The organism is Burkholderiales bacterium (assembly GCA_035560005.1).
Taxonomy (GTDB): Bacteria; Pseudomonadota; Gammaproteobacteria; order Burkholderiales; family Eutrophovitaceae; genus DASRFY01.
Map to the genome: position 1 here is coordinate 1 of DATMAN010000011.1, position 12,306 is coordinate 12,306.

The window sequence follows — 12,306 nt, forward strand, 5'->3', positions numbered from 1 at the left end:
CAGAAGAGTGAGGTCAAAACCCAACGACGCCACAGCGAGACCCAGCACAACGCTGGCCGCTTGAAATGTCGGTGTGAACCAATTCGGGGGAAGCTTGCGGTCTGTGTTGATGCGCTGGTCAGGTGCGCTCTCCATGGGTGCGATGCGCAGGAGCCAAGCCGAGCAGCCATGGGGCAACCGCGGTTAACGCGACAAGAGCGTAGTACACAGACCCGGATACGGGGTCCCGGACTGTGAACACCTCAGTCACCGACATATCTCGAAGGCCGACTCCTACCCCCACATCGGCCGCAAGCACCAGGCCGGCCGCGAGCAGACCGACGCTGAGCCGGAACGTCGGGCTGTGCGAGGAACATAGCCTACGGCCCACCCATCGCCCGGCCACGATGATCGCCACAAGCATGAATGGAGCTTCCACGAGTTCCGCTGCACGAAGACCCAGGCGGGGTTCGAGCCACAGGACGCGAATCGGACCGAGGGCGAACCCGACTCCAAACACCACGGCGAAGTAGATCGCAGCCACCTTCCCCAATCGCCCGATACTCATGTCCGATTGCCCCGAGCGCCTAACAGGCAATAGGCGCGGCAGAGCCGGTTGAAGCACTTGATGACCTGCGCCAAGACGGCCAGAAATGTCTCCCGGTCCGCCTCATCGAGGTCGATGGCCAGCCGAGCGTTGGGCGGTGAGGTGGTAGAGGGCGCCCGGAAACTCCAGACGAAGCGGGCGGGCCATGGCTCCAGCATAGCGCAGAAAGGTGATGTTTCAAGGCCTGATCCCTTACCCTTGTGATGCGTCGGAACCCGGCTAGTTTGATTGCCCCGTAAATGATGTGCTTCAACGAAAGCTCGAGGGCATGCCAGTACAAGAACACCACCGGATATGCCTCATAGTCCGAGAATCTCGGTGCTTCGAGTAGCGACGCGGCGAGACGAAGGAGCGCGGGTCAACCGGGTACTCAGGCCACGGTACTGCGGCCGGGGTTGCGGAGCGCCTCCAAGAGCGGGGCGGGCGGTCGCCGCAAGCTCTCAGCGCGCGCTGCGGCCCTTTGCTTTCACCCCCTCTTGGATCCCCGGATCAAGCCGCTTCTTCCTGGCGAGCAGCGCGTTTGCGCTCGTGCTCCTTGAGGTGGCGCTTGCGGATGCGGATCGACCTGGGCGTGATCTCGACCAGCTCGTCGTCGGCGATGAACTCGATCGCGGTCTCGAGGGTGAGCCGGATCGGCGGAGTGAGCAGGATCGCGTCGTCCTTGCCCGCGGCGCGAATATTGGTGAGCTGCTTGGTGCGCACCGGGTTGACCACCAGATCGTTGTCGCGGGAGTGGACGCCGATGACCATGCCCTCGTAGAGCCGCTCGCCGGGACTGACGAACAGCCTGCCGCGCTCCTGCAGCTTCCACAACGCATAGGCCACCGCCTCGCCGTCTTCGGCGGAGACGAGCGCCCCGTTTGGCCGCTCCACGACCTCGGATCTCACCGGCGCGTACTCATCGAACACATGGCTCATGATTCCGGTGCCACGGGTCAGCGTCATGAACTCCGACTGAAAGCCGATCAGTCCGCGCGCCGGAATCCGGTAGTCGAGCCGTACCCGCCCGCGCCCGTCCTGCTGCATGTCCAGCAGCTCGCCGCGCCGGCTCCCGAGCGCCTCCATCACGGCGCCCTGGCTTTCCTCTTCGATGTCGACGGTGAGCATTTCGAACGGCTCGCACTTGACACCGTCGATCTCGCGCAGTACCACGCGCGGGCGCGACACGGCCAGCTCGTAGCCTTCGCGGCGCATGTTTTCCAGCAGGATGGAAAGATGCAGCTCGCCCCGCCCCGACACCAGAAATACGTCGCTGTCCGGCGTCTCCTCGACGCGCAGGGCGACATTGGTCAGCAGCTCCTTGTGCAGCCGTTCGCGAACCTGCCGGCTGGTGACGTACCTGCCTTCCTGTCCCGCGAGCGGCGACGTGTTGACCTGGAAGTTCATCGTGAGCGTGGGCTCGTCCACGCCGCGCCAGGGCAGCGCTTCCGGGGTCTGCGGGTCGGTGATCGTGCAGCCGATCGCCAGCTCGTCGATGCCCGTAATGAGCACGATGTCGCCGGCTCGAGCTTCGTGCAACGCGACGCGCTCCAGGCCGCGAAAGCCCATCACCTGATTGATCTTCGCCTTGCGGGGTGCGCCCGTGCGCGTGAGCACGGCGACTTCCTGCCCGGGCTCGATGCGCCCGCGCGCGATGCGCCCGATGCCCATGCGCCCCACGTAGCTGGAATGGTCGAGCGCGGATATCTGCAGTTGCAGCGGCCCCGCGGTGCCCTGCGGCGCCGGCACATGCCTCAGAATGGTGTCGAACAACGGCCGCAGGTCGCTACCCGGCCGGCCCGGCTCCAGCGTCGCGGTGCCGTTGAGCGCCGAGGCGTACACCACCGGGAAGTCGAGCTGCGCCTCGGTCGCGCCCAGCTTGTCGAACAGATCGAAGGTATGGTTCACCACCCAGTCCGGCCGCGCGCCGGCACGGTCGATCTTGTTCACCACGACGATCGGCTTCAGCCCGAGGCTGAGCGCCTTGCGCGTGACGAAGCGGGTCTGCGGCATCGGTCCTTCCACGGCATCGACCAGCAGCAGCACGCCGTCCACCATGGAAAGCGAACGCTCCACCTCGCCGCCGAAATCGGCATGGCCCGGCGTGTCGACGATGTTGATGTGCACGCCGGCGTAATCGATCGCGGTGTTCTTGGCCAGGATCGTGATCCCCCGCTCGCGCTCCAGCGCGTTGGAATCCATCACCCGCTCGGCGACGTGCTGGTGCGCAGCGAAGGTACCCGCCTGGTGCAGCAGCTTGTCGACCAGCGTGGTCTTGCCATGATCGACATGGGCGATGATGGCGATGTTGCGGACGTCCTGACGCATGGTGCTCTACCGGGGCAAAAAGGCCGCGCAGTCTAGCACAAGACCCTTTCGAACCGAGACACAAATGAAGGACACGGAACTTTCACCACCACGGCACAACGCCGCCATGAACCGCAAAGCAAAGCCATCATCGATCGAGTTATCCCGGCGCCTGGTGCCTTCGTGGCCGACCGGATTTTCTCGCCGGGTTTCCGGTGCCCTCGCCGTCCGGGTGGCGTGTTTGACGCGATGATCAGGCGCCGGCCCGAAACACCTGCATCGGCGGCGTTCGCAGCACTTTCGCGGTGCCCAGTACGCCGGCCAGCGTCACGCCCGCGGCGCCGGTGAGCAGCCCGGCGATCCAAACCGTCGGGTTCACGGTAAACGGCACGTTCAGCACTTCGCGCGCCAGCACCCAGCCGATCGCGGTCGCGCCCAGCGCGGCGAGCAGACCGGCCAGGGCGCCGATGAAGACGAACTCGGCTACCTGCACCGCACGCAACTGGCGTGCGGCGGCACCCAGCGCGCGCATCACCGCTGCGTCGAAGCGCCGCTCGTCATGGGTCGCGCCCACCGCCGCGAGCAGTACCAGCAGCCCCGCCGCCAGGCTGAACAGGAATACGAACTCCACGGCGCGCACCACATGGTCCATCATGCGCTGCACCTGGCCCAGGATCGCGGCGACGTCGATCACCAGCAGATTCGGAAACTCGCGTACCAGCTCGTCCATCAGCACCGAGCGTTCCGGCGCCAGGTGAAAGCTCGTCACCCAGCTCGCCGGATAGTCCTCCAGCACGCCCGGCGGGGCGACGACGAAGAAGTTCACACGGAACGAATCCCACTCGACCTTGCGCAGGGAAGTCACTTCGACATCGAGCCGGGTTCCCGCCACGTCGTAGCTCAGCCGGTCTCCGAGCTTGATCCCGAGCGTCTGCGCGATGCCTTCCTCGACCGACACGATCGGCCGGCCGTGGTCCTGCACGCCGAACCAGCGGCCGGCGACGATGACGTTGTCGGCCTGCATGCGATCGGTCCACGACAGATTGAATTCGCGATCGACCAGCCGCCGCGCGCGCTCGTCGACGTAGTCGCGCGAGGAGACCGGCCGGTCGTTGATCTCGATCAGCCGCCCGCGCACCATCGGATAGAGCTTCGGCGGCGCGAACGCGTGCCGCGCAAAGAAGCGGTGGATCGCCTCGACCTGATCGGGCTGGATGTTCACCAGGAAGCGGTTGGGCGCATCCGCAGGCAGGCTCTTCTGCCAGCTCGCCAGCAGATCGGAGCGCACCAGGGTGAGCAGGATCAAGGCCATCAGTCCGAGCCCGAGCGCGATGACCTGGATGACGCTTCCGAAGATGCGCCGGCGCAGGTTGGCCAGCCCGAAACGCCAGGAGAATCCGGCACCGGAGGCCGCGCGCTGCATCAGGAAGATCGCCCCGATGGTGATGAGCGCGGATACGATCATGGTGCCCGCCACGCCGCCGAGCACGTAAGAGCCCAGCGTCAGATCCTGCGCCTGCCACAGGATCAGGCCCGCCATCGCCGAAGCGCCGAGCACATGCGCCGACCAGCCCAGCGTATCGGGCACGCCCAGATCGCGGCGCAGAACGCGCAACGTCGGCACGCTTTTCAGGGCGATCAGCGGCGGCAGCGCGAAGCCGAGCAGCAGCACGAACCCGGCGCCGAAGCCTTGCGCGACCGGCAGCCAGCCGGCGGGCGGCAGCGAAACCGCGACCAGCGGCGCCAGAAAACCGGCCAGCGCGTGCTGGCAGAGATACCCCGCCGCGCAGCCGAGGGCCGCCGCGACCGAGCCCGCGAGGGCGAACTGCAGCACGTGCAACCGCAGGATCAGACCCTGCGTCGCGCCGAGGCAGCGCATCATGGCGCAGGCGTCGAGATGACGCTGCAGATGGCGGCGCGCGGCGAGCGCCACCGCCACGCCGGCCAGGATCACGGTCAGCAGCGCGGACAATCCGAGAAAGCGCTGGGCGCGTTCCAGGGCGGAGCGGATCTCGGGGCGCGCATCGCGAATGTCCTCCACGCGCTGCCCGGGACCAACCGCGCTCTCGGCGAATCGCCGGAAGCGCTCGACGTTCTGGTCCTCGCCGGCCACGAACAGGCGATACGACACGCGGCTGCCCACGGTGATGAGACCGGTGGATTCCAGGTCGGTCTCGTTGAACATGAGCCGCGGTGCCAGGTTGAGGAAACCGGCGCTCGATTCCGGCTCCTCGCTCACCTGCGCGGCGACCACCAGAGTGCGCTCGCCGAGTTCCAGACGCTCGCCAATGCGCAGATCGAGCCGGCGCAGCAGGCGCTCGTCCGCCCAGACGGTGCCCGGTTCGGGAATGCGGCCAGGCGCGAAAACCGGGCCTTCTTGCGCAGTGCGAATCAACAGGCGGCCGCGCAGCGGATAGCCGGGCGCCACCGCCCGAACCTCGGCAAGCAGCGTCAAAGACCCGGAGCGCACCATGCTCGGAAAGCGCACCGCGCGCGTGCTCTTCAATCCCAGGCGCTGCGCTTCGGCCTCCAGCCGCGCCTCGAGGGGGCGATCGGAGACCACGACCAGGTCCGCGCCGAGCAACTGGTTGGCCTCGCGCGAGATGGCCCGCCCCACCCGGTCGGCGAAAAACGCCACGGTGGTCAGGCTGGCCACGGCGACGATGAGGGCCGATGCCAGAACGCGCAGTTCGCCGGCGCGCCAGTCCCGCGCGAGCAGGTGCGCCGCGAGCTGCACCGTGCCGCGCAGGCCGAGCCCTTCAGACGCGGACATCGGATTCGATCCTACCCGCCACCAGCCGCAGCCGGCGCGGACAACGCTCGGCGATCCGCCCGTCGTGCGTCACCAACAGCAGCGTGGTCCGCCTTTCGCGGTTGAGCTCGAACATGAGTGAAATGATCTCTTCGCCGGTGGCCGCGTCCAGATTGCCGGTCGGCTCGTCGGCGAACACCAGTTGCGGCTCGGTCGCGAACGCCCGCGCGATCGCCACGCGCTGTTGTTCTCCCCCGGAGAGCTGTCGCGGATAATGGCCGAGGCGCGATCCGAGCCCCACGCGGCGCAGCACTTCCTCCGCCCGCCGGCGCGCGCCAGAACGCCCTGCCAGCTCCAGCGGCAGCATGACATTCTCGAGGGCGGTCAACGCGGGCAGGAGCTGGAACGACTGGAACACGAAACCCACCCGATCGCGGCGCAAGCCCGCCCGTCCATCCTCGTCCAGCGCGAACAAATCGGTGCCATCGATGAATACCTGCCCGCGGGTGGGAACATCCAGTCCGGCGAGCAGTGCGAGCAGCGTGGTCTTGCCCGATCCGGACGCGCCCAGGATCGCGACCGCTTCCCCCGTGGCGACTTCGAGCGCGACGTCTTCCAGGATGGTGAGCGTGTAGGAGCCGGTGGAGACTTGCTTGGTCAGACCCGACGCCCGCACAATTGACGGCAGATCACGGCGATTCATGCTGATCAGAACTTTCTTCCTGTCCTTGCTTCTCGCCGCGGCGCCCGCACAGGCGGCGCGCACCATTCTGGTCTTCGGCGACAGCCTGTCCTCCGGCTATGGCCTGCCGCAGCGAAGCGGCTGGGTCACGCTGCTCGAAAAGCGCCTGGCCGCCGAAGGCTACGATTACAAAGTCGTCAACGCCAGCATCAGCGGCGAGACCACCGTGGGCGGCAAGAACCGCATCGCGAGCATTCTGCGCCGCCACGAGCCCGACATCCTGTTGCTGCAGCTCGGCGCGAACGACGGGCTGCGCGGGGCCAGGATTCCCGACATCCGCCGCCATCTGAGCGCGATCGTGACGGCTTCCAAACGCAACGGCACCAAGGTGGTACTCATCGGCATGCGCCTGCCCCCGAACTACGGCCGCGAGTACACGGAAGGTTTCCAGGCGGTGTTTGCCGAAGTGGCTAGACAGCAGGGCGTGGCGCTGGTTCCCTTCCTGCTCGATGGCTTCGCCGAGAAGCGCAGCCTGTTTCAGCACGACGGCATACATCCGAAAGCGGAAGCGCAGGCGTTGATGCTGGACAACGTCTGGCCGGTGCTGCAGCCACTGCTCCTCAGGTCCGGCTGATCCGCGCGCAGCGCTCTCAGCGAACCGCGACGCGCGGCGCGCCGTTTTCGAGCACGCCGATGTCGCGCGCCCCGATGAAGCCGCTTTCCTGGAAGAGGCGCAGCACGGCCTGTGCGGCAGAGGGCGCGCAGGCGACCAGCAGCCCGCCGCTGGTCTGCGGATCGGTCAGAAGGTTCTTCTGCCAGACGGGCAGCTCCGGCGGCAAATCGACCTCGGCGCCGTAGCTGTCCCAGTTGCGGGTGGAGGCGCCGGTGAAGAATCCAGCCTGCGCCAGCGGCAGCGCCGATGGCAGGACGGGAAGCGCCTCGAGGGTAACCCGCGCCGCGACCTTCGAGCCGCGGCAGATTTCGAGCAGATGGCCGAGCAGCCCGAAGCCCGTCACGTCGGTCATCGCGTGTACCTCGTCCAGCGCGGCGAGCAGCGCGCCGACCGTATTCAGTTGCGTGGTGCTGGCGAGCATTTCGTTGTAGCCGCGCTCGTCCAGCTTGCCTTTCTTCAGTGCGGCCGAGAGCACGCCGATGCCGAGCGGCTTGCCGAGGATGAGACGGTCGCCGGCGCGACCGCGGTCGTTGCGCTTGATCCGGTCAGGATGCGCCAGGCCGAGCGCGACCAGTCCGTAGATCGGCTCCGGAGCGTCGATGGAATGCCCTCCCGCAACCGGGATGCCGATCGCCCGGCATACCGACTCGCCACCGGCCAGGATCTGCCGGATCGTTTCCACCGGCAGCTTGGTGACCGGCATGCCCACGATCGCCAGCGCCAGAATCGGCGTGCCGCCCATCGCGTACACGTCGGACAAGGCGTTGGTGGCGGCGATCCGGCCGAAGTCGTAGGCATCGTCCACCACGGGCATGAAGAAGTCGGTGGTGGCGATGAGTGCCTGGGAATCGTTCAGCCGGTAGACCGCCGCGTCGTCCGCGGATTCGGCGCCGACGAGCAGGTCGGGGAAGCGCCCGCCGAGCGGCAAGCCGGCGAGCATCTGCGACAGCAGGGCGGGCGCGATCTTGCAGCCGCAGCCGCCGCCATGGGCGTATTCAGTCAGTCTGATCGTCACGAAACACGAACGGCCGGGCGGCCGTCAAAAAGAAGCAGTAGACTTGGGCGTGCGCGACAGCAGCGCGGCAACGAAATGACTCAGGACCTCGCAACCGTAGCACAGCTTCAGGAGTTTGACGAGATCGTGGACGTGCGCTCGCCCGCCGAGTTCGCGCTGGATCACGTGCCCGCCGCCATCAACTGTCCGGTGCTCGATGACGCGGAACGCGCGCGCATCGGCACGATGTACGTCCGGGAGTCCCCGTTCAAGGCGAAGAAGATCGGTGCGGCCCTGGTTGCACGCAATATCGCGCGCCACGTCGAGGAACGCTTCGTCGAGCGGCCGAAGAGCTGGCGGCCGCTGATCTACTGCTGGCGCGGCGGCCAGCGCAGCGCCGCGATGACCATCGTGCTGCGCCAGATCGGCTGGGACGCCCGGCGGCTCGCCGGCGGCTACAAGGCCTACAGGCGCCACGTGGTGGCCGAGACCGAGCGCCTGGCCGCGACGCTGTCGTTGCGCGTGGTGTGCGGGCCGACGGGGTCCGGCAAGAGCGCGCTGCTGCGCGCGTTGCGCGCAGCCGGCGCGCAAGTGCTGGATCTCGAGCGGCTCGCGGAGCATCGCGGCTCGGTGCTCGGCGACATTCCCGGCCAGCCGCAACCCTCGCAGAAGATGTTCGAGAGCCGCGTCTGGCACGAACTGTCGCGGCTCGATCCGCAGCGGCCGGTCTTCGTCGAGGCGGAGAGCAGGAAGATCGGCGATCTGCGCGTGCCGGAGAGCCTGCTTGCGCGCATGTGGACCGCGGACTGCGTCCTGGTCGAGGCTTCGTCACGGGCGCGCGTCGCGCTGCTACTGCGCGAATACGCCCACTTCACCCGCGACCTCGATGCCTTGAACGCGAAGCTCGATTGCCTGACCGCGCTTCACGGACGCGAACGCATCGCCCGGTGGAAAGCGCTGGCGGCCTCCGGGAACTGGCCGGCCTTTCTCGCCGAAGTGCTGAGCGACCATTACGACCCGGCCTATCGCAGGTCCACCCTCGCGCACTATCCCAGGCTGGCGCAGGCACGCGTCGTGCGGATCGCCGCCGGCAGTCCCGAAGAGTACGGGGCCGCCGCGGCCGCGCTGCTCGGCACTCCAGTGGCACATGCGGCCCACGAGGCGCTCTGACGGGGATGGCCGGACAGAGGTCGAACGAGCGGGATGTGGTCACGCGGCCGCTGTCTTTCTTCGCACTTTCGTGTCTTGGTGTCTCGCTCTTGCTGTAGTCGGAGCAGCGCGTGAAACTCGGCCTCAGGATCGAAGTCAGCACTGCCCGGGCGCTCAAGCGCGGGGTCCCGCGCCTCATGGAAATGCTCAAGGCGTTCGGAGCGGATGCCACCTTCCTGTTCGCACTCGGCCCGGATCGCTCCGGATGGCAGGCGCTGCGCATGCTGGGCACGCGCATCGACGGCCGCTGGCGGCCGTTCGCCGCAGTGCGTCGCTATGGGCTCGGCACACTGCTCAGCGGGCCCCTTCTGCCTCCGATCGATCTTTCCGGAGAGCGCGCGCAGGGCATGCGCACGGTGCGCGACGCGGGCTTCGAAGTCGGCGTCCTGGCGCACGACCATGTGGCCTGGCGCAGGCGCGCCGCACGGGCCGATGCGCGCTGGACTCAGCGGCAACTGGAGCGGGCGCGCGAACGGTTCGAATCGGTGTTCGGGGAGCCACCCAGAGTCGTCGGGGCGGCCGGCTGGCAGGTCAACCGGCATTGGCTGCGGCTCACGCAGCGCCTGGGGTTCGACTTCGCGTCCGACACCCGAGGTCGCGGTCCGTTCGTGCCGGTGTGGCAGGCGGAGATCGTCGCCTGCCCGCAGATTCCGGTCACGCTGCCGACGCTGGAAGAACTCAACGCGCAAATGCCGCTGGCGGATGCGGTCGAGCGCCTGGCCGCGCTGACCGAGCGCCCGCCGCCCACCGGTCACGTCTACGCGGCCCGCGCCGATCTGGAGGGCATTTCGCTGGCGCCGGCCTTCGAGGAGCTGCTGCGGAAATGGCGAGGACAGGGCTACGAGGTCGGCTCGCTGCGCCGCTATGTGGAAGGACTCCCGGCCGGAGACCTGCCGCGCCATGTCGTCGGGCGCGAGGAAGTGGCGCCGCGCTTCGGTCCGGTGGCGGTGCAAAGTGTCGAATTTCTGGCCTGAGGCCGCGTCGCGCGGCGTGGATCCGCGCGGGCGCTTGCGTGCGCTTCGCCTTTGTGCTCACAATGCGGGCGGAAGATGGAACCGTCGCTCGTCAACCTGAAGGTCCCGGATTTCGAGCTTCCCGCCACGGGAAACAGGACGTTCCGCCTCGCGGCCGAGCGCGGCAAGCCGCTCGTGCTCTACTTCTATCCCAAGGACGACACGCCGGGCTGCACCAGCGAGGGCCAGCAGTTCCGCGACCTCTACCCCGAATTCCAGAAGCTGCGATGCGCGGTCTACGGCGTTTCGCGCGACGACATGCGCTCCCATGAACGCTTCAAGGCCAAGATGAGCTTTCCCTTCGACCTGCTGTCGGACGAGCAGGAGAAGGCCTGCCAGATGTTCGGCGTCATCAAGATGAAGAACATGTATGGCAAGAAGGTACGCGGGATCGAGCGCAGCACCTTCGTCATCGACGCCGACGGCGTAGTACGCAAGGAATGGCGCGGCGTGAAAGTGCCCGGCCACGCCCAGGAGGTACTGGAATTCGTCAGGTCCCTTTGATCCACACTTGCAGCAAGAAGTCCGGATGAGCCCGCGGAGCAGGCCGGTCTTCGAACTTCCTCGCATTTTCCACTTGCCGCCCTTCGGCCGGAGCGTATAGCAGATGATCCAGCGCAAACCGGTATCCGTCGTCACCAAGCTGTCGCCCCGCCCCAAGCTGTTCGTGCTCGACACCAACGTGCTGATGCACGACCCCACGAGCCTGTTCAGGTTCGAGGAGCACGATATCTACATCCCGATGGCGACGCTGGAGGAACTGGACGCGAACAAGAAGGGAATGTCGGAAGTCTCGCGCAACGCCCGCCAGGCGAGCCGCTTCCTCGACTCGATCGTGAGCACCGCGCGCGAACATATCTCCGAGGGGATTCCGCTGGCCAATGCCGGGCCGAAGGAAGCCGGCGGACGGCTGTTCCTGCAGACCGAGGCAATCGACGGCGATCTGCCGGCCACGCTGGCTTCGGGCAAGGCCGACAACCAGATCATCGGCGTGGTCAAGCATCTGCAGGAAACCCAGCAGAAGCGCGATGTCATCCTGGTCAGCAAGGACATCAACATGCGCATCAAGGCGCGTGCGCTGGGGCTCGCGGCGGAGGATTACTACAACGACAAGGTACTGGAAGACACCGACCTGCTCTATACCGGCGTGCGCCAGCTACCGGAAGATTTCTGGGAGAAACACGGCAAGGAGATGGAATCCTGGCAGCAGGCGGGACGGACGTTCTATCGGGTGCGCGGCCCGCTTTGCACGAGCCTCCTGGTCAACGAGTTCGTCTACCAGGAGAGCGACAAACCGTTCTACGCGCAAGTCAGGGAAGTGACCGGGAAGACCGCGATCCTGGCCACCATCCGCGATTACAGTCACCATAAGAACAGCGTCTGGGGTATCGTCGCGCGCAACCGCGAGCAGAATTTCGCGCTCAATCTGCTGATGAACCCCGAGGTGGATTTCGTGACCTTGCTCGGCCAGGCGGGCACCGGCAAGACGCTGCTGACGCTCGCCGCCGGGCTGACCCAGACCCTGGAGGACAAGATCTACTCCGAGATCATCATGACGCGGGTGACGGTGCCGGTGGGCGAAGACATCGGATTTTTGCCGGGCACCGAGGAGGAGAAGATGACGCCGTGGATGGGCGCGCTGGAAGACAATCTCGACGTGCTCAACAAGACCGACGACGAAGCCGGCGAATGGGGCCGTGCCGCCACCCGCGATCTGATCCGCTCGCGCATCAAGGTCAAGTCGCTCAACTTCATGCGCGGGCGCACCTTCATCCAGAAATTCCTGATCATCGACGAGGCGCAGAACCTGACGCCCAAGCAGATGAAAACCCTCATCACCCGCGCCGGGCCCGGAACGAAAGTGGTCTGCCTGGGCAACATCTCCCAGATCGACACACCTTACCTGACCGAAGGCAGCTCCGGGCTCACCTATGTAGTGGACCGCTTCAAAGGCTGGAGTCATTCCGGTCACGTGACGCTGCTGCGCGGGGAGCGCTCGCGGCTCGCCGATCACGCGGCTGAAGTGCTGTAGAGGCGAAGCCTGAGCGGGTGAGGGGAACCCGGCAACGGGCGAGCCCATTGCACGCGCCACCTCGAATTTCGCTCCGACT

General features: G+C 66.8%; 9 protein-coding genes. 5 read left to right on the forward strand and 4 right to left on the reverse strand.

The window, feature by feature from the left end; translation table 11 throughout:
- Nucleotides 1-1,075: 1,075 nt before the first annotated feature.
- The 3 genes from typA to VNM24_01155 all read right to left on the reverse strand — a co-directional run bounded on the left by typA (nt 1,076) and on the right by VNM24_01155 (nt 6,327).
- Nucleotides 1,076-2,893 (reverse strand): translational GTPase TypA, encoded by a 1,818-nt coding sequence (typA, locus tag VNM24_01145; protein ID HWQ37205.1) that lies wholly within the window; start codon nt 2,891-2,893, stop codon nt 1,076-1,078.
- A gap of 232 nt (nt 2,894-3,125) precedes the next feature.
- A complete protein-coding gene (locus VNM24_01150) occupies nt 3,126-5,645 on the reverse strand; it encodes an FtsX-like permease family protein (protein HWQ37206.1) in 2,520 nt (839 codons plus the stop codon).
- Nucleotides 5,632-6,327 carry an ATP-binding cassette domain-containing protein gene (locus VNM24_01155; GenBank protein HWQ37207.1) on the reverse strand — a complete coding sequence of 232 codons (696 nt, stop codon included), beginning with the start codon at nt 6,325-6,327 and terminating at the stop codon, nt 5,632-5,634. Before VNM24_01155 ends, VNM24_01150 begins: the two co-directional genes overlap by 14 nt.
- Between VNM24_01155 and VNM24_01160 the strand changes: the two genes are divergently transcribed.
- Entirely contained in the window at nt 6,326-6,940 is a 615-nt protein-coding gene (locus VNM24_01160) for an arylesterase (protein HWQ37208.1), read from the forward strand. The two genes, VNM24_01155 and VNM24_01160, sit on opposite strands and share 2 nt — an antisense overlap.
- Before the next feature lie 16 nt (nt 6,941-6,956).
- On the opposite strand, the gene selD is transcribed toward VNM24_01160, so the two are convergent.
- Nucleotides 6,957-7,994 (reverse strand): selenide, water dikinase SelD, encoded by a 1,038-nt coding sequence (gene selD / locus VNM24_01165; protein ID HWQ37209.1) that lies wholly within the window; start codon nt 7,992-7,994, stop codon nt 6,957-6,959.
- A gap of 75 nt (nt 7,995-8,069) precedes the next feature.
- On the opposite strand from selD, the gene mnmH reads away from it, so the two are divergent.
- The 4 genes from mnmH (at nt 8,070) to VNM24_01185 (ending at nt 12,227) form a co-directional block, all read left to right on the forward strand.
- A complete protein-coding gene (gene mnmH, locus VNM24_01170) occupies nt 8,070-9,143 on the forward strand; it encodes a tRNA 2-selenouridine(34) synthase MnmH (protein ID HWQ37210.1) in 1,074 nt (357 codons plus the stop codon).
- Nucleotides 9,144-9,253: 110 nt separating this feature from the next.
- Nucleotides 9,254-10,156: a polysaccharide deacetylase family protein gene (locus VNM24_01175; protein HWQ37211.1), complete on the forward strand. Its 903-nt coding sequence runs from the start codon at nt 9,254-9,256 to the stop codon at nt 10,154-10,156.
- Nucleotides 10,157-10,231: 75 nt separating this feature from the next.
- Nucleotides 10,232-10,699 carry a peroxiredoxin gene (locus VNM24_01180; protein ID HWQ37212.1) on the forward strand — a complete coding sequence of 156 codons (468 nt, stop codon included), beginning with the start codon at nt 10,232-10,234 and terminating at the stop codon, nt 10,697-10,699.
- A gap of 103 nt (nt 10,700-10,802) precedes the next feature.
- The gene (locus tag VNM24_01185; protein ID HWQ37213.1) at nt 10,803-12,227 is read left to right on the forward strand and encodes a PhoH family protein; all 1,425 of its coding nucleotides are present in this window, start codon (nt 10,803-10,805) and stop codon (nt 12,225-12,227) included.
- Nucleotides 12,228-12,306 lie beyond the last annotated feature (79 nt).